At 42.9% G+C, this 15,821-nt stretch carries 24 protein-coding genes; 15 read left to right on the top strand and 9 right to left on the bottom strand.

Annotated elements, in window-relative coordinates:
• Nucleotide 1 precedes the first annotated feature (1 nt).
• The 3 genes from LMF89_RS21075 to LMF89_RS21065 all read left to right on the top strand — a co-directional run bounded on the left by LMF89_RS21075 (nt 2) and on the right by LMF89_RS21065 (nt 4,338).
• Nucleotides 2-3,190, top strand: coding sequence for an efflux RND transporter permease subunit (locus LMF89_RS21075; RefSeq protein ID WP_007955576.1), 3,189 nt, complete (start codon nt 2-4; stop codon nt 3,188-3,190).
• 95 nt (nt 3,191-3,285) lie between these two features.
• The gene (locus LMF89_RS21070; protein ID WP_229536805.1) at nt 3,286-3,747 is read left to right on the top strand and encodes a hypothetical protein; all 462 of its coding nucleotides are present in this window, start codon (nt 3,286-3,288) and stop codon (nt 3,745-3,747) included.
• A 30-nt stretch (nt 3,748-3,777) separates the two neighbouring features.
• Nucleotides 3,778-4,338: a C40 family peptidase gene (locus tag LMF89_RS21065; RefSeq protein ID WP_229536804.1), complete on the top strand. Its 561-nt coding sequence runs from the start codon at nt 3,778-3,780 to the stop codon at nt 4,336-4,338.
• Nucleotides 4,339-4,596: 258 nt separating this feature from the next.
• Here LMF89_RS21065 and LMF89_RS21060 read toward each other — a convergent pair whose 3' ends face one another.
• Nucleotides 4,597-5,229, bottom strand: a complete 633-nt coding sequence (locus tag LMF89_RS21060) for a hypothetical protein (RefSeq protein ID WP_229536803.1) — start codon at nt 5,227-5,229, stop codon at nt 4,597-4,599.
• 375 nt (nt 5,230-5,604) lie between these two features.
• On the opposite strand from LMF89_RS21060, the gene LMF89_RS21055 reads away from it, so the two are divergent.
• Both LMF89_RS21055 and LMF89_RS21050 read left to right on the top strand, forming a co-directional pair.
• Nucleotides 5,605-5,784, top strand: a complete 180-nt coding sequence (locus LMF89_RS21055) for a hypothetical protein (RefSeq protein ID WP_229536802.1) — start codon at nt 5,605-5,607, stop codon at nt 5,782-5,784.
• A gap of 45 nt (nt 5,785-5,829) precedes the next feature.
• Nucleotides 5,830-6,024, top strand: a complete 195-nt coding sequence (locus tag LMF89_RS21050) for a hypothetical protein (RefSeq protein WP_229536801.1) — start codon at nt 5,830-5,832, stop codon at nt 6,022-6,024.
• A 246-nt stretch (nt 6,025-6,270) separates the two neighbouring features.
• On the opposite strand, the gene LMF89_RS21045 is transcribed toward LMF89_RS21050, so the two are convergent.
• From LMF89_RS21045 to LMF89_RS21020, 7 genes are all read right to left on the bottom strand, one after another.
• On the bottom strand, nt 6,271-6,468 hold the full coding sequence (locus LMF89_RS21045) for a DUF2383 domain-containing protein (protein WP_229536800.1): 198 nt from the start codon (nt 6,466-6,468) through the stop codon (nt 6,271-6,273).
• A 16-nt stretch (nt 6,469-6,484) separates the two neighbouring features.
• The gene (locus LMF89_RS21040) at nt 6,485-6,685 is read right to left on the bottom strand and encodes a hypothetical protein (protein WP_229536799.1); all 201 of its coding nucleotides are present in this window, start codon (nt 6,683-6,685) and stop codon (nt 6,485-6,487) included.
• Nucleotides 6,686-6,698: 13 nt separating this feature from the next.
• Entirely contained in the window at nt 6,699-7,421 is a 723-nt protein-coding gene (locus tag LMF89_RS21035) for a YetF domain-containing protein (RefSeq protein WP_229536798.1), read from the bottom strand.
• Between the two features lie 13 nt (nt 7,422-7,434).
• Nucleotides 7,435-8,133 (bottom strand): YetF domain-containing protein, encoded by a 699-nt coding sequence (locus LMF89_RS21030; RefSeq protein WP_229536797.1) that lies wholly within the window; start codon nt 8,131-8,133, stop codon nt 7,435-7,437.
• 34 nt (nt 8,134-8,167) lie between these two features.
• The gene (locus tag LMF89_RS21025) at nt 8,168-8,686 is read right to left on the bottom strand and encodes a CopD family protein (RefSeq protein WP_229536796.1); all 519 of its coding nucleotides are present in this window, start codon (nt 8,684-8,686) and stop codon (nt 8,168-8,170) included.
• Between the two features lie 131 nt (nt 8,687-8,817).
• Nucleotides 8,818-9,039 (bottom strand): multicopper oxidase domain-containing protein, encoded by a 222-nt coding sequence (locus LMF89_RS26335; protein WP_369412670.1) that lies wholly within the window; start codon nt 9,037-9,039, stop codon nt 8,818-8,820.
• The gene (locus LMF89_RS21020; protein ID WP_229536795.1) at nt 9,018-9,305 is read right to left on the bottom strand and encodes a cupredoxin domain-containing protein; all 288 of its coding nucleotides are present in this window, start codon (nt 9,303-9,305) and stop codon (nt 9,018-9,020) included. Before LMF89_RS21020 ends, LMF89_RS26335 begins: the two co-directional genes overlap by 22 nt.
• Before the next feature lie 110 nt (nt 9,306-9,415).
• On the opposite strand from LMF89_RS21020, the gene LMF89_RS21015 reads away from it, so the two are divergent.
• The 10 genes from LMF89_RS21015 to LMF89_RS20970 all read left to right on the top strand — a co-directional run bounded on the left by LMF89_RS21015 (nt 9,416) and on the right by LMF89_RS20970 (nt 14,870).
• Entirely contained in the window at nt 9,416-9,715 is a 300-nt protein-coding gene (locus LMF89_RS21015; RefSeq protein WP_229536794.1) for a hypothetical protein, read from the top strand.
• A gap of 687 nt (nt 9,716-10,402) precedes the next feature.
• Complete coding sequence (locus LMF89_RS21010; protein WP_229536793.1) at nt 10,403-10,747, top strand: hypothetical protein; 345 nt, start codon at nt 10,403-10,405, stop codon at nt 10,745-10,747.
• Between the two features lie 9 nt (nt 10,748-10,756).
• The gene (locus tag LMF89_RS21005) at nt 10,757-11,035 is read left to right on the top strand and encodes a hypothetical protein (protein WP_229536792.1); all 279 of its coding nucleotides are present in this window, start codon (nt 10,757-10,759) and stop codon (nt 11,033-11,035) included.
• 580 nt (nt 11,036-11,615) lie between these two features.
• A complete protein-coding gene (locus LMF89_RS21000; protein WP_229536791.1) occupies nt 11,616-11,759 on the top strand; it encodes a hypothetical protein in 144 nt (47 codons plus the stop codon).
• Nucleotides 11,760-11,772: 13 nt separating this feature from the next.
• Nucleotides 11,773-12,033, top strand: a complete 261-nt coding sequence (locus tag LMF89_RS20995) for a DUF2933 domain-containing protein (RefSeq protein WP_229536790.1) — start codon at nt 11,773-11,775, stop codon at nt 12,031-12,033.
• 54 nt (nt 12,034-12,087) lie between these two features.
• On the top strand, nt 12,088-12,282 hold the full coding sequence (locus tag LMF89_RS20990) for a hypothetical protein (RefSeq protein WP_229536789.1): 195 nt from the start codon (nt 12,088-12,090) through the stop codon (nt 12,280-12,282).
• Nucleotides 12,283-12,368: 86 nt separating this feature from the next.
• On the top strand, nt 12,369-12,803 hold the full coding sequence (locus LMF89_RS20985) for a hypothetical protein (RefSeq protein ID WP_229536788.1): 435 nt from the start codon (nt 12,369-12,371) through the stop codon (nt 12,801-12,803).
• A gap of 222 nt (nt 12,804-13,025) precedes the next feature.
• Nucleotides 13,026-13,787 (top strand): prolipoprotein diacylglyceryl transferase, encoded by a 762-nt coding sequence (gene lgt / locus LMF89_RS20980; RefSeq protein WP_229536787.1) that lies wholly within the window; start codon nt 13,026-13,028, stop codon nt 13,785-13,787.
• A 1-nt stretch (nt 13,788) separates the two neighbouring features.
• On the top strand, nt 13,789-14,442 hold the full coding sequence (locus LMF89_RS20975) for a methyltransferase family protein (RefSeq protein ID WP_229536786.1): 654 nt from the start codon (nt 13,789-13,791) through the stop codon (nt 14,440-14,442).
• 149 nt (nt 14,443-14,591) lie between these two features.
• Nucleotides 14,592-14,870, top strand: a complete 279-nt coding sequence (locus LMF89_RS20970) for a hypothetical protein (protein ID WP_229536785.1) — start codon at nt 14,592-14,594, stop codon at nt 14,868-14,870.
• A gap of 85 nt (nt 14,871-14,955) precedes the next feature.
• Here LMF89_RS20970 and rnk read toward each other — a convergent pair whose 3' ends face one another.
• A complete protein-coding gene (rnk, locus tag LMF89_RS20965) occupies nt 14,956-15,327 on the bottom strand; it encodes a nucleoside diphosphate kinase regulator (protein ID WP_229536784.1) in 372 nt (123 codons plus the stop codon).
• Nucleotides 15,328-15,821: the final 494 nt, after the last annotated feature.

Here is a 15,821-nt window from a genome sequence, read left to right as displayed (position 1 = left end):
CATGCTAAATCAATTAATCGAATTTTCCTTGAAAAACCGCGTGATTATCCTAGTGTTATCTGCATTGGTTATTATCTGGGGAATCTTCGTCGTACGGGAGACCCCTATCGATGCTTTCCCTGATCTTAGTGAAAACCAGGTGCTTGTCTCGGCGGACTGGATGGGGCGTGGGCCTCAGGAAATCCAGGATCAGGTCACGTATCCATTGGAGACTGCCTTGCGGGGGCTGCCTAAGGTGAAAGAAGTACGCTCAGCTTCCTCATTCGGGATGTCACTCATAACCGTCATCTTTGAAGACGGTGTAGAGCCTTACTTTGCCCGCCAAGTGGTAAACGAAAAAGTGCAGCAAGCCATTCCTCAATTGCCACGGGGTGTGCAGCCTGCCTTGGGACCAGTCAGCACGCCGATGGGGCAGGTATTTATGTATACAATAGAAAGCGATCGTCATAATCTGGCTGATCTGCGTACGATTGAGGATTTTACCATCAAGCAGCAGCTCAGTGCGGTGCCTGGAGTTGCAGAAGTCGCCAGCATTGGCGGCTATGTGATGCAGTACCAGATCAACCTGGATCCTCATCTTCTGCAAAACTATCGGATTACCTTCAATCAGGTATTTGGTGCCCTTGGTGCCAACAACGCTAATATTGGTGCGAAAGTTGTCGAGCAAAACGGTCAAGAATTTATTATCCGAGGATTAGGATTAATCCAGTCTCCTGATGATATTAAAAATATTGTGATCTCTCAAAATAACAATGTACCTATTTACATCAAGGATGTAGCCAACGTAACTGCTGGGCCGGATTTTCGCCGGGGCGTGCTAACCAAATCTGGTTATGAAGCGGCTGGGGGCATCGTCATTCAGCGTATGGGCGAAAACACCCTCGACGTAATTGACCAGGTGAAAGCCAAGATTGCTGAAATCCAGCCAACCTTACCGGAAGGCATGCGGATTGTGCCTTTTTATGACCAGACGGATCTGGTAAAAAAAGCAGTCAATACGCTGACCCGGGCATTAATTGAAGAATTTATTTTAGTCTCAATCATTGTCATTCTCTTTTTAGGGAATGTTCGGTCTAGCCTGATTGTAACAAGTGCCATTCCAATAGGTATTCTAATTGCACTGATTGCCATGAAGCAGATTCATCTGTCGGCTAACCTAATGTCACTTGGCGGCATTGCCATTGGTATTGGAGTCATGACCGACGCGGCTATTGTTATGGTGGAAAATATTTATCGCCATTTGGCAGAGGACGGCGGTCGACGCAGCATTGTGGATGTGACCCTGGAAGCGGCAAAGGAAGTAGCCGCACCTATTTTCTTTTCGATTACGATTATCATTGTTACCTTCCTGCCCGTATTTACGATGACTGGGACGGAGGGCAAGATGTATACCCCGATGGCCTGGGCGAAATCCTTTGCCATGAGCGGGTCACTGCTGCTAGCTTTCACCTTGGTACCTGTGTTGTGTACCTTGCTGCTCAAAGGAAAAATTCAGGAAAGGGATACCTGGGTTGTTGCTAAACTACATCGGTGGTATGTACCGACTTTGAAATCAGTATTAAAACACAGTAAAATCACGATTAGTATCGCAGTCGTCGTAATGATTGCCGGATTTTCTCTGCTGCCTCTCATTGGCACTACCTTTATGCCGGAATTGGATGAAGGAACGTTCCTAGTCATGCCGACCATGCTGCCTAGCGTGTCTTTAACTGAGGCTCTGGAAGCAGCTAAAACCATGGATAAAGTCATTATGGATATTCCGGAAATCGACATGTCCGTAGGGAAGGTAGGTCGTGCTGAGTCTGCTATGGACCCGGCACCGATTAGTATGATTGAAACGATTGTCACGTTAAAACCGAAAGAACAATGGCGGGACGGCATGACAAAACAAAAAATTGAACAAGAAATGATGGTTAAGCTTGCCAATATGCCTGGGCTTAACTTAGCCTTTACCCAGCCGATTGCCGGACGGTTATCCATGCTGACAACGGGAGTTCGTACGGAACTAGGTATTAAACTTTATGGAGAAGACCTGCAGGTGCTTCAGCAAAAGGCCTTTGAGATTGAAAAGGCACTTGCGACCGTGCCAGGAGTTAGCGATCTCTTGGCTGAGCGGGTCTTTGGCGCATCCTATCTAGAGATTCAGGTCAACCGGGAAAAAGCAGCTCGGTATGGACTTAACATTGCCGATGTGGAAGACGCTGTTGAATTAGCGGTAGGCGGTAAAAATGCCACCACTACCATTGAAGGACGCAAACGCTTTAATGTCTTAGTGCGTTACAATCGGGAAAACCGAGAAACCATTGACGCTATGGAAAACATCCTCATTCCGGTAACAGGTGGCGGCGCCGCGGCGAAAAGTAGCGGTGGCGGAATGGGCGCAGGTATGGGTGGCGGCGCAACTGCTGCAGCGGCACCGGCTAGTAGCGGTGCTTATGTACAGCTGGGTGAAGTAGCTCAGTTCCAGGTTGTGGACGGTCCATCGATGATCAGCAGTGAAAACGGGGTCTATCGAATGATTGTTCAGATGAACACCCGGGGACGGGATGTCGTAAGTTTTGTGAATGAGGCCAACCAAGTCATTAAGGAAAAAGTCGACTTGCCTGCCGGTTATTCCTTAAAGTGGACTGGTCAGTATGAAAATCAGCAGCGGGCGAAAGATCGACTCTCTTTAGTAGTACCAGCGGTCATCGTGCTCACATTCTTCTTGCTCTATATGACCTTTAAGTCCGCCAGCGATGCTTTCCTCATTTTGATGAACATTCCCTTCTCTTTAGTGGGTGGTATTGTAGCTATGTATGTTACTGGCACCTACATGACGGTAGCTGCAGCTGTCGGTTTTATCGCTCTCTTTGGAATCGCTGTGCAAAATGGGGTCATCATGGTTACCTATATTAAGCATCTGCGGGATCACCGAACCTTGGAAGAAGCTATCACCGAGGGTGCATTTACCCGCTTGCGTCCGGTTATGATTACCGCATTAGTTGCGAGTTTAGGGTTATTTCCATTACTCTTTGCCACAGGGACTGGTGCCGAGGTACAGCGACCAATGGCTACAGTTGTTGTGGGAGGATTGGTTACTTCCACCATTTTGACATTGATCGTACTGCCTTGCATCTATCTGGTGTGGAACCAGTGGCAAGAGCGCAGGAATCCAGCTATATCTAGCAAATCCCATACTACTGAGTAAAGGCCATTAATGGCAAGAAGCTGTGGTGGTAAAATGATCTCACTACAGCAAAAATTAGAATATAAAGCAATGACAATCATTGGAGGTTTTAGATTATGAAAAAAAGTAAAGTACTCTTTAGCATGCTAGCCATTATTGCAGTTGTTTTTCTAGTGGCGGGGTGTGGATCGAGTGAAAAAACAACTGTTCAGCCGACAACTGCCAGTCAAGAGCAAGCAATTGGACATGAAGGGCACAGCGCAGCGATGCCAAAGGAAGACCCTATGCCGATGATGAAGGATTTGGATAAATCCTTACAAGATGTGGTCAAACAAGCCAAAGCTGGACAGACGATGGATGCGCAAAAGAGTGCAGCACAACTCGTGAGTACTGTGGAAAAAATTGTACCCCATATGATGGATGCCAATTTAAAAGACAGTTTGCGCAAAGCGGCAGGTGACATTAAAAATACTGTTAACTCCGGAAAAATGGACCCGAGTGCTATGGAAAGTAAAGTGAAGACGATGCAAGATGTTATGAAGACAACTATGTCCCACTTGCAAACCATGCAACACTAAAAAAGGTTGGCTGGAGAGGAGAAGCAGCTCATGAAAAGATGGATAGTTATACTATTTGCCGGGATTCTTTTTAACGGCACAGGAGTGGTTCAGGCTTCTCCAACCTCTAGTTATAATCAGTTCATGCAGTCGTTAGATTCTATAGTAGGCACGACCATGCCGGTAGTGGATGAGCAGCAGATAGCAGCTCGCTCACCTGCTCTGTCTATAGGTCAGTCTGGACAGTCAGTACAAATATTGACACTTGCCAGCGGTATGCTTGGTCAGCCAGTAGTGTGGGGAGGAGCCTCACCTGCCCAGGGGTTTGATTGCTCCGGATTAGTGCAATATGTGTATCGGCAAGCGGGGATCAATTTACCTCGTACCGCTGATCTACAGTTTCTAGTTGGCAGAACCGTATCGCCAGCTTCCTTACTGTCAGGAGATTTAGTGTATTTTACTACCTATGAACCAGGCGCATCTCATGTGGGGATTTACATCGGCAGGGATAAATTTATTCATACCTCTTTTTCAAAAGGTGTAGTCGCCATTGGTGACATGAATGATCCATATTTTGTGCAGCGCTATTATGGTGCAAAACGAGTATTGTGATAAAGAAGATCAGGCACTCCAAAGGTTGCCTGATCTTCTTTATAGTTGGTATTAGCAAAATACAAAATATATTGGGAAATTCTTGAACTGTTACATAGCGATCCCAATAGGGTGAATCGTGCTCGGATGGATGATAAAATCCAGCCAGTGATTATACAGATCGTTTGAGAAATAACCAATTAGTAATATGTATGAATATAAAAACTAACCACTCTATCATAGTTCATGATAGAGTGGTTAGAGTTTATGTATGGAAGTTTAATGCTTAGAGAGAACACCGTCAATTCTAGTGTTAACTACACCATTTTCCATCCAGCCTTCCACCGTATGACCGCCGAGGATCTTTTTACTGTAATGGGTAGGGTTGTGGTCAATCACGGTATATTGTCGGCTGTTTTTGCTACCACTTTCAATCGTTTCAAGATCCTTATTGATGCGATAAAATTTAGTAGCAACTCCGTCCACTCTGGTGCTGACTACACCATCCTTGGCCCAGGATTCCACCGTATGATTGCCGACGGCCTTTTTAGTGTAGTGGGTAGGATTGTGATCAATCACGGTATATTGCCGGCTGTTTTTGCTACCACTAACGATCGTTTCAAGATCCCCATTAATAGGATAAGACTTTGTGACAATACCGTTAACTGCGGTATTGACTACATTGTTCTTAACCCAGCTTTCCATTGTACGACCACCAACTACCTGTTTATTGTAAAGAGTAGGATTGTGATCAATCATGGTATATTGTCGGCTGTTTTCGCTTCCGCTAACGATTGTTTCAATGCCTGGTTTAATGGGATCAATTTCCGGAAGAATCTCATTAGCGGAAACCATACTTACCCCCAGCACATTCATTACCAATAAGGATGCAGTTATAAAAGTTTTTTTCAATTTTAATTCCCCCTTAAGTCTTATTACCCATATATTACCCAAATAATATGAATATCTAGTGAAGGACCTATGAAGAACTTGTGTTATTTTTCTAGTATTATCTAAGAAATACTCCCCAAATAGGTGCTGCGCCGTTTTGCCGGTTCTGCTCAGAGAAATCTTCTGCACCTGTTCATGCTTGTAGGTATAAAAAAAGATGTCAATGATGACATCTTTTTTGTTGGGAATTTTTTCAGTAAATCCAGGATCAAAAGTTGTTAATACCGCCGGACAGGCCTTTGAACAAATCGCTGGGGTGGTGGGTGAGTCCTGGTGTGGATACGTTCTACATAAAGATTCCTCTTCTGATTATACTAATGTCGAGGAGGTGATACCATGGCAAATAAACAGCAGATCCAACAATGTATTACTAATTGCACTAACTCGGCCAACATGCTTCGGACGGCAGCTAATGCTGTTCCCAAAGCCGGTGCCAGGGAAATGATGACATTTGGGGCAACCCACATTGAGATGTGTATTCGTCAATGCGAACACGCTTCGATGCAAACTCAATAATAGAAAAATTTATCGCAGTTGCAAAAGAAAAGAGGTGAATCATTTATGGCAACTAATCCTGCTAATGATGTTCAACAGTGCGTCCAACAATGTCAGCAAACGGCCCAACAGCTACGTTCCATGGCAAGTCAGGAAACAAATAGTCAAGTAAGTATGATGTTGGCCGAAGGCGCTCATCATCTCGATCTATGTATAGAGGAATGTCAATTTTCCTTGAAACAAATTCAAGGTATGGCGTAGACAATAATCAGCCAGTGAAAATCGCATTCACTGGCTGATTATTTATATTACTTAGATACTACTACGTATTATTATTATTTTCGATGGACGGTGTTACGGATGTCCGAGCCGGTTAGCTCAGACAATGTTTTTCCTGCCCACCATGGTTCTAGCTAGCCTGGTGAGCGACAGGAGAGAAACTGGCGTTTGGCAGTTAATTTGATTACCCTGCTATACTTCTCGACACTAGTGTACTTCCTGCAGAATTTATTGGTTCTGACCTTGTCCCATCAACGTTTGGATTTCCTGCTGCAATTGCGAAAGGTTCTGCATTTTAGCGTCCCTTAACTGGGTAAAAAGCTGCCGTACTTCCGGGTTGCTGATATCAGTCATATACTTATTGTACATGGACTGCAGCATCTTCTCATCCTGGAGGGCATCATTCAACATATCAATGGTGTTCATCTTGAACCACTCCTTTTTACACAATTCCCTGCTTAGACATTGCTTGTGACAATGTACTGTAATGATTGCGCGCTCCTTGCTCCATTCCTTTCAGCATTTGCTGGATCTTGGGGTCGGTAATTTGTTCGGAAAGCTGGACATACTTTTTGGCCATACTTTCTTCGTGAGAGAGCATTTCTTTAAAAGCGTTGTTCATGATTTCCTGTTCAGTCAGCATGTTATGTACCTCCTTAGCCTTGCGTTTTTACGGAATAATACAATTCACCGGCGGAATCAACCATAGCGGCATAAACCTCCTGTATGTCGGTGATGCCCTTTTTCAGTAATTGGTCCCTTAACCATTTCTCATCATAGCCTAATTTGTGTAAGTTTTCTCTGATCACCTTTCCGTCATTCACAAGAATTGTCGGCAGCCCGCCTCCCCCGGTTGCTATCGTTAAGTCCTTGGGAGTTACCGGCTGGTAATCGGATTTTTTGAGAACGCTTACATGGCCGCTTGTCTCCAGAACGGCAACCTCTACCTCACTGAGATTGGGGGCATCCACCGTTCGCAGGTCCGACAGCAGAAGTTCCAGCGGAAAGTAGTTTTGAGCCATGTTGTGACGAAGGAGCTTGCCCCCCGAAATTAAAGGCACCGCTTGTCCAAGCACATATTTGGCAAAGACCCTGTTTTTTACGGCAATATAGGAGATAAGATAGTGCAGAAGGTAAATCACCGTTACGACTGCAACGGTATTGATAATGCTTATCTTAGGTTCAAACAAGGGCGCTGCCGTAAGACCGCCCATCATCCAGAAAAAGGCGAAATCATACCCGGCAAACTGCCCGCCCGATCGGTGGGGCAGCACTTTACCTTCAATATATAACATGACACCCACTACAATTGTCCGTAGAACAAAGATAAACGGACTAATTTTCTCAGCTGTTCCGAATACATCTTTTAATAGCTCCAAATTCATCCCTTCTTTATACACTTATGTAGACTGTTCCATTGGTCTCCAGCATGACCAGAAATACATCTTGCGGACTAGTGATGCCTTGTTCTCCCAGTTTTGTTAACAACCATTTGTGATCTAGTCCCAACTGATGAAGGTTTACTTCGTCGATTACTCCATCATAGATAAGAATAGTGGGTAGTGCTGCTGGCTGCTGCGGCAGGTTCATTTGCTTTCTGGTAACAGGTAATGCCTCAGGTTTCTTAACAACGCTGATTTTGCCGTAAGGCTCTAAAACAATCGTATCAATTTCTGAAAGATTATGGGCTCCTTTAAGTCTTAATTGTCCTAACAGGTTGTCAAGCGTCACATGGCAGTCCAGCAAATTTGCTTTGAGCAATCGTCCGCCTTGCATAAGGACAGTGGGTTGCCGATCGATGCCTCTCGGCCATTTTGTATCCAAATAGGATAATAAAACATTCACGCCGGCATAGACAAAAACAATTACTATACCGGAAATGAGCGAGGATTCCGGTGAAACCATCCGCACGGCAGCCAAACTCACTATGCCGGCTGCGACCAGATAGTTATGACCTGATAAGATGCCCACCTGGCGGTGACCCATCATTCGAGTAGCAACAATCAGAGCAATATAAAGGATAATAGCCCGGATAACCAAGGCTAAGGTAGATAGATCCTTACTTCCTTCCCAAAAGGACTTCCATTCCAAAGCATTTCCCCCTAAATCAGCGAACGGTAGTTCATTAACTTTTTTCCAGTAACGCTGACAGAATTACCGCCAGAATGACAATGAGAACCCCGGCATATAAATGAACTTTTGATAAAGTGGTGGCTGTGTTGGAGACTTGCGTCATTTTTATTTGACTTTCTTGATTTTGCGGTGTTGACGGATTAATCAGACTGCTCATTTTGGGACCTAAGCTAAAAACCTGAATTAGCAGAATGCCAATCATGATTGCTACTAAAATAAGTTTTATCGTCAAAACAATACCTGACGGTTCTTCAAGAAGTGGGGTGAGTTCCTTTTGCTTGTCGAAGATCGCATAGCTGCCAGTTAGAATGAGAACGATAAGGCTGGTCCAGGTAAGAGTCGAGAAATTTTTCATGGCCAGGCCATTAATCGCATGGATTTTCATATCTGATAATGGCTTTAACGCTGGTTTCACGGCAAACTCGCTATATATTATGCTGCCAATCCAGGTAACGGCAGCCAGAATGTGTAGTGTTCCGGATATGGTATGAAGTAGTTCTTTCATTTCCATGGTATACGGGTTCCCCCTCCGCAAATTAAGTATTTGCAGATAGTATTATTCCCTCCAACGGCGTCCTGTTATACAGACAATATGACTTAGATTGCGGACAAACTTCATAGGTTCCGTATAGTTTGCATTACTCAAGCTTTTTGCGGAAACGGCAATTTACTTTTTAGGATGAGGGGAACAACAAAAAAAGCCAGCCTTAGCATTTCCTGTTTGGCAGTATTGTGGTGCGCCTGGTACATATGGACGCCAGGGGGATTGGTTATCTCAAAATGGTAATCGAAATAATTGTTAGGCTTAATTTTAGGGGGAGGGTACACATCAGGAACGCCATCTATTGTGACTGGAACGTCCATGCCGTGCCAGTGGACGCTGGTCGGTTCCGGCAGTTATATACCCTGATGTTTACATAGTCGCCAGGCTGTACTTTAATCGTCTGGCTAGGAATGCCGCCGTTATAACTCCAGCCCCGGATGGAATTACAAGGGCAAGTTAATTTATAAACTGCAACAACGGTTAGACCTTCGATTAAGTGACGCAAAAATTGACAAAGGGCAATGCTGTACATGGTGTCACCTTGCCATGAATTATTATTATTATTATTTATGGACTTACCCTTCATTGAGATGTCCTCACCTGCAAATAATGTGGTTATACCACCCATTTGTCTTGAGTTTGGTTTCACACTAATTTAACTTGGCATATGATATGGTGTAGGGGGGGGGAGGAGCAATGATTAACGATCTAAATTCTAGGGAGTTGGAGCTTCCTGAAGGGGTTAGCCCGTCTTGCAGGCAATTGGAGGTTGATGAAAGTATTAGCCCGTCTAGCGAAACCCATCGATTGCTATTACTATCACTGTTCCTTTCATTACTGTCGACTCTATTAGCAATTATCGTAACAATAAAAAGCCGAAAAGAAAGTGAAAAAAGACAGCGAGAAACTGAAGCTGCGAATAATAAAAAAGAACGAGCTCTAAAAAAGGAATTGCAAGAATTATATAAAGAAATAGCTTTGTTAAAGAAAACCTAATTGCGACTGGTGTGATAATGTTTCATAACATCCTGCAGTGGACCAGTATAATGCCGGGTTTTTGACTGGGAAGTGACGAGGAGTGGGGGCAAAGTAGTACTCCAGGAAATTTAATAACCAGATTGTAAACCAGCTCGTTGAGGAAGGCGCGAGTGTAACCGTTATGTCATCAAGGACGTTAGGAGTGTCTCTAGCAGTCATTTACCGATAGTAAAACCCAGTATAGCCGGCAAGGTCGATAATAGATAGGTTGGAAGAACCCCTCTATATCCTAACGGTTTTAATGTCGATTCTTTCGTTGTCACTGTCATTAGCCAAAGCATACTGATAATGAATTATTATCATTTATGGACTTACTCTTCCAGAGTTATACCCTTTATTGAAATGTCCGCATCCGCAAATAATGTGGTTTTACCTATACTCGGTCTGTTTGGAGTCCTAACATAGAAGGGCAAGATTTTGTGGGTACTAAATACTCATTTAATAAACTGCAAACGTCGCCAACCTTTCGGCTGGCGACGTTTATTTTCCTATATAATAAAAGGGCAATCGCCCACCGCAGCCTCTATTTTTACATTATAGCATTTTGTTAAAATTCAGTGAAAATATAAAATGGGAATACTATATAATTTTTCTAAATATTATTTACTGATAACGAACTATTGGTAAAAGGTGGCGGTTTAAACAATGATAGATTTACTCTCTGCTCAAATGAAATCAATAAAAGCGATAATAGCCTATTTAAAATTATTAGAACCAGAACAAGCCCTGGAATCTGCTAGTAAAACTGGAATAATAGTAGCAAAAGAACTTGATGCCAATGAGCGGGAGATATTAGGTAATGCTTTTATTGTTATCGGAAGTATATTAACAAAACTCTCGTGCTTTCCAAACGAAGAAAAGATTAAATGGCAACAAATAAGAGAAGTAGAGATTGAAATGCAAGAAATAGAAATTGAGCTACAAAAGACACGAAAGTATGTAGATGAATTGAGCGAGAGGCTAAATTTAATACTGGCAAAAAAAAATTAAAGTGGTGGCATGATGGAAACAACAGAGTGTCAAATGCTTTTTTTTGAATTGTCTCCTGATGAACTTACAATATTAGCTGCTCTTGTCGCTTTGGGTTTTTCTAAATCATTAGATGGAAATCAAACAAATGTATTAGGTAATTTCTTAGCCGCAGTAGGAACATTAATGACAATGATAGTTGCGCAAGAACAAGCATTGGTTGTGCAGAAAGAAGAAACGCAATCGGATGTGCAAAAACAAATAAAAGAATTACAGGGGCAAATGCAGAAAATCTTAAACAACAACTAACTGAGATCAATAAGAGCCTCCCTAACATAATAAACTAACAGGTGGGATGTACATGATTGTTATCAATAGTACACATATTTCATAACTAATTCACAAGATCTTCATAATTTATGTGTATAATTAAAGTGCTCCTTAGTTGTATAGAATCCTTAACCGGTAAATCCATGTGTTGGGTTGAGGCAAAAACCGTAGCTACCTGGCATCTTCTGGTGCCAGGATTTTTTTTGCTAAGATAGTCAGTACTTTAAAAAGGAGGTGAATTTAGTAATTTTATCGATATAACGCCGAATCCTATAGGTACGGAGGAACCCATTTTTTTTGGGGTGATGGGGACCGCGCTATATCGGTGCACGAAGAGTTTTACGCTGAGTTTGGTGAATATAGGTTCGTTGTTTCCATAGTATATATATTGCAAAAACATAGCCTCGGCTTGCCGAGGCTTTTCTATAAAGAAAGTACAGTGTTTTTCTTAATAGCCTAAAAAATCAGAAGTTCTTCAAGAGTTCTTCACAGGTTCTTCATAACAGCATGGTAAAATAAAAGCAGATACTAAGTTCTCGGCTAGATGGAGGAATACAAAATGGAAAACAATAAACCGCCGGAAATAACCGAAGGTAATGTAGAAGAATATACTCTATGGCAAAAGGGAGTGCTGACATTGTTGCAATGGGGTGCATGGGGCACAGTTTTTATAGCCATGGTGATGATAATGCATTCTAACTAAAGGAGGAAAACCGATGGAACAAAGTAAACAAGTACCTCTAGCCAAAGGACAAGGTCCCAGCCACGTGCAGCATCAGGGCTGCGGTGGTGGTTGGAAGCATATGGTGATGATGATGGTATGCTGTTTGGCTCCCCTAGGTCTGGTTCTGTTGCTCAAACAAAATGGCTATGACGGATCAGCCAATTACCTGGTGCTTCTAATGTGTCCGTTGATGCATTTTGTCATGATGAGGAGCATGGGGAAAAAAGCGGAGGGTGAAAAGCAATCTAGTTAGTGATTGGAACACGGACATTATTAAATATAAGACGTAAGGGAGTTGGAAAGGGTTATGGAAGAATTAATTGTTGAAGCGTATGAAAAAGCAGAATCAAAGTATTTCTTTGATATTACAACAAAACTGGAGCGCTTGCTAAAAAAACGCTATTCGCTGTATGACCCGCGTACCCTGATTACTACTGGACAGGTACGGCGAATTTTAGAGCGCAGAGGCCTTTTGTTTCAATATGGTTTGGCGGGAACCTAATTTTGATCTGAGTTACCGTATGCCCATAACTATGGGCTTAGTTGATTAATAATAAACGTTAGATTTTGAAGGAGGATATAGTAACTATGAAAAAAAGAGTGACAGGCTGGATTATGAGTGGGGTATTTGCTATTTCTGCCGCTGGCTTTCTAATTGGCACTAATATGGGGAGTGCAGCGGAGAAAAACGCTGACAAACCGCCAGTTATGCAAGGCGAGATGATGGAAAGCGGGCAAAAGGATAATATGGAAATGATGAACTCGCCTGAAATCCAAAAACAATGCTTGGATATGATGAAAAGCAGTGATATGCAAGAGAGAATGAAAGGGATGATGAAGGAACCAGAAATGCAAGCCACGATGAAGCAAATGCTTGCAAGTGATCCAGCACTGCGGAAGATCATGCGTGACTTGGTTAATTCGGTAGACGCCAATGACCAAAATGATAATCCCGTTCCACAGTCCAGTACACCAGCTAATGCACCCAATGCTGTGGATCATAATGCTCACCACTCATCCTAGTTTCTTTGTCCATCTAAGCTGGCGTTGCAAAGCGCCATCTTGGAATGAAATCGGTGGATTGATAGTAATGGACATGACAGATTATCTTGGTTTGCCAGGAGGTCGTTTATATACATGGAGATGTCCGGTATTCCTGGTGGAACCGGGCATAACTCCACCTGATTATAGATGAAATTAACGTAGCCTAGAATAGGCGAAGGATATAGAACGGGGGGAAGAACTATGTATCCCATCTTATTGAGTATTGGTAGTTTTGAATTTCGCGCCTGGGGACTTATGGTAGCTTTGGGGGTATTCGCCGGTTTGTGGCTGGTGATGCGTCTTGCAAAAAACAGTGAATTTTCGCCAGAGATGTTGCAAGAATATGTTTTATATGGCGTAATAGCAGGATTTTTGGGAGCACGCCTTTGGGAAGTTGTCTTCTCTTGGCAAGACTATACCAGCAATCCTCTACATGCCTTGATGTTTTGGCAAGGAGGTCTCTCCATTCAGGGAGCGGTGATAGCCAATTTACTGCTGGCTGGATGGTATTTTCGGCGCAAAGGGTTATCCTTCCGACGTTTTGCCGACATTAGCACCCCAGGTCTTATCCTAGGACAGGCTATTGGACGTATTGGCTGTTTATTAAACGGTGATGCCTATGGAAAACCGACAACTGCCTGGTATGGCGTTGTCTATCAGCCGGGAACATCGGCATATCAAGCATGGGGAGCAATGCCCTTAGTGCCGGCCGAATTATTTGAGGCTGGGCTTGATCTCATGATTCTAGCCATCCTACTGTATATATTCCGTCGAAAACAGTTTGATGGACAGGTGGCACTAACCTACTTCATTCTCTATTCGCTGGCTCGGTTCGGCTTGGAATTTTTACGTACTGATAGTCTAGTATTTGGCGGTCTTAAAGTGGCGCAAATGACGGCGCTGTTAACGGCAATGCTTGCTAGTAGCTTATGGCTGTGGTATCGGAAAGGAGAGACTGAATAACATGTCAGACTATGGACTATGGCCAATTGTGGTCATCAATTCACTTATCTTTATTATTTTTGCGTTTAGTTTTACTCGTCCGCGTTCTGGTCGGGATTGGCGTACCTTCGGTAGCTTTTCAGCCTTTATTGTAGCGCTATTTGCAGAAATGTATGGTTTTCCTTTGAGTATTTATTTACTTTCCGGATGGCTGGGCAGCCACTATCCGGAAATCAATCTCTTTTCTCACGATGCCGGTCACCTTTGGTATACGTTGTTAGGGCTGACAGGTGACCCGCACCACAATCCTATTCACGAACTAAGTAACTGGTTTATTTTGGGGGGGCTTATCTTTCTTGGTTTTACATGGAGATTTTTGCACAGCGCCCAGCGTAGAGGCGTAATCGCAGTGAATGGACCTTATGCCTATGTTCGCCATCCTCAATATGTTGCTTTTATCGTGATCCTGTTAGGCTTCCTGTTGCAGTGGCCGACGTTGTTAACACTGGTTATGTTTCCTATTCTTGTGCGCATGTATATTTGGTTGGCCAGGCAAGAAGAACGGGAGTCACTGGAACAATTTGGTGAGGACTATGCCGCCTATGCGGCAGTGACTCCAAGGTTTTTTCCAAGAGTGGGTCGGCAGCTCCCAGCCGGGGATAAGCAGAATAAGTAATATGATCTTCATAAGAAATCCACAATCTTTGTTTATAATAAGGATGTAAGATATAAATAAAATTAGTCTCTCGGAAAGTTTCATTTAGGACGACGGCAAAGGATATACTTGTTTTCCGAGAGTACACTAAATCAACAGGAGGGTTGACAATGAAAAAGAAAATGTTAATCATAACAGCATTAGCAGCATTGATTGCGGTGCCAGTTTTCGCAGCTACCACTGATCAGGCTGAGGAGCAGTGTGGGCCGGTAAATGGCAACCATCAGCAGATGATACAGCAAGCTGTGAAAGATGGTACTATTTCTAGCAATGAGGCTGCTACCTTAAATGAAAGCATGGAAAAGGTGGCTCCTATTATGGAGAAAATCAGGAAAAATCATGGGATGATGCAGAACACCACCAATGACACAGTGGAAAGCTGTAAATAGAGGAATAGAAAAATCCCTGCCACATTCATTTTAGAATTTGGCAGGGATTTTTCTATTCCTATAACAAATAAGTCCCTTATATCTATTATAGTTCAAAATTACCGCTAGACTCAGGTTGGAAAAGGATTTTATCCACTTTCAGCCTTAAGGTGCCGTTGGGAATTTTCCAATCCAGTGTATCCCCGACTCGGTATCCTAAGATCGCTGTCCCGATAGGTGCCAGTACTGAAATTTTATCTTCAGCTATATTGGCTTCATCCGGGTACACCAAAGTATAGATCAATTCTTCATCATTATCCAAATCTTTTAATACTACCTGAGAATGCATTGTGATGACATCAGCAGGAATCTCTTCCGGCTGCGTGACAACCGCTCGTTCCAGTTCATAGGTTAGATCGTCTACGTAATCTTTATTACCTGGCTGAAATTCCTCTTCCAATACAATTAGCCTTTGCAATTTCTTCTTGTCCAAATTAGTAATAAAAATTTCTTTTGAAATAGTTACCAGCTCCTTTATAATAAAATTTACAGAATTAATTGATAACTTTGCATAAAGAAGACTTGATTCAAAAGGAGTGTTAACTCCACCGCCAGTCTTAGTCACACTTATGCAGGGACTAAGACGCTCTTAACTCGCACTTGTACAAGGTGGAGTCTTAGAGCGGTTTAGTCATCGCATAAACATACAGCGACTATCGTTAATGTGATAGCCGCTAATCAGATGAATTTATAAAGTGGTTAAGAACCTATACTTTATTGTGACATATTTGGTGCAATAAGTAAAGTGGCGGTTGATAGAATGAGTACCTAAATTAAAGTACGAGAAGCAAAGTAAAATGTACCCGTTGTCAAGGACAATAAAAAAAAGACTATGCTGTTTTGAGAAGATGATTCCCGTATTGAACAGGAGTTATCTTTTTAAAATTCCATTGATATCTATAGATGTTGTAA

This window comes from Pelosinus baikalensis, assembly GCF_020819555.1.
Taxonomy (GTDB): domain Bacteria; phylum Bacillota; class Negativicutes; order DSM-13327; family DSM-13327; genus Pelosinus; species Pelosinus baikalensis.
Note: the sequence above shows the minus strand (reverse complement) of the source record. Positions and strands in the feature narration are given on the sequence as shown.

Excerpts from the sequence above, each read along its gene's own strand:
- LMF89_RS21075 (WP_007955576.1), top strand. The coding sequence starts at position 2 with ATGCTAAATCAATTAATCGAATTTTCCTTGAAAAACCGCGTGATTATC.
- LMF89_RS21070 (WP_229536805.1), top strand. The coding sequence starts at position 3,286 with ATGAAAAAAAGTAAAGTACTCTTTAGCATGCTAGCCATTATTGCAGTT.
- LMF89_RS21065 (WP_229536804.1), top strand. The coding sequence starts at position 3,778 with ATGAAAAGATGGATAGTTATACTATTTGCCGGGATTCTTTTTAACGGC.
- LMF89_RS21055 (WP_229536802.1), top strand. The coding sequence starts at position 5,605 with ATGGCAAATAAACAGCAGATCCAACAATGTATTACTAATTGCACTAAC.
- LMF89_RS21050 (WP_229536801.1), top strand. The coding sequence starts at position 5,830 with ATGGCAACTAATCCTGCTAATGATGTTCAACAGTGCGTCCAACAATGT.
- LMF89_RS21045 (WP_229536800.1), bottom strand. The coding sequence starts at position 6,468 with ATGAACACCATTGATATGTTGAATGATGCCCTCCAGGATGAGAAGATG.
- LMF89_RS21040 (WP_229536799.1), bottom strand. The coding sequence starts at position 6,685 with ATGCTGACTGAACAGGAAATCATGAACAACGCTTTTAAAGAAATGCTC.
- LMF89_RS21025 (WP_229536796.1), bottom strand. The coding sequence starts at position 8,686 with ATGGAAATGAAAGAACTACTTCATACCATATCCGGAACACTACACATT.
- LMF89_RS26335 (WP_369412670.1), bottom strand. The coding sequence starts at position 9,039 with ATGGACGTTCCAGTCACAATAGATGGCGTTCCTGATGTGTACCCTCCC.
- LMF89_RS21020 (WP_229536795.1), bottom strand. The coding sequence starts at position 9,305 with ATGAAGGGTAAGTCCATAAATAATAATAATAATAATTCATGGCAAGGT.
- LMF89_RS21015 (WP_229536794.1), top strand. The coding sequence starts at position 9,416 with ATGATTAACGATCTAAATTCTAGGGAGTTGGAGCTTCCTGAAGGGGTT.
- LMF89_RS21010 (WP_229536793.1), top strand. The coding sequence starts at position 10,403 with ATGATAGATTTACTCTCTGCTCAAATGAAATCAATAAAAGCGATAATA.
- LMF89_RS21005 (WP_229536792.1), top strand. The coding sequence starts at position 10,757 with ATGATGGAAACAACAGAGTGTCAAATGCTTTTTTTTGAATTGTCTCCT.
- LMF89_RS21000 (WP_229536791.1), top strand. The coding sequence starts at position 11,616 with ATGGAAAACAATAAACCGCCGGAAATAACCGAAGGTAATGTAGAAGAA.
- LMF89_RS20995 (WP_229536790.1), top strand. The coding sequence starts at position 11,773 with ATGGAACAAAGTAAACAAGTACCTCTAGCCAAAGGACAAGGTCCCAGC.
- LMF89_RS20990 (WP_229536789.1), top strand. The coding sequence starts at position 12,088 with ATGGAAGAATTAATTGTTGAAGCGTATGAAAAAGCAGAATCAAAGTAT.
- LMF89_RS20985 (WP_229536788.1), top strand. The coding sequence starts at position 12,369 with ATGAAAAAAAGAGTGACAGGCTGGATTATGAGTGGGGTATTTGCTATT.
- lgt (WP_229536787.1), top strand. The coding sequence starts at position 13,026 with ATGTATCCCATCTTATTGAGTATTGGTAGTTTTGAATTTCGCGCCTGG.
- LMF89_RS20975 (WP_229536786.1), top strand. The coding sequence starts at position 13,789 with ATGTCAGACTATGGACTATGGCCAATTGTGGTCATCAATTCACTTATC.
- LMF89_RS20970 (WP_229536785.1), top strand. The coding sequence starts at position 14,592 with ATGAAAAAGAAAATGTTAATCATAACAGCATTAGCAGCATTGATTGCG.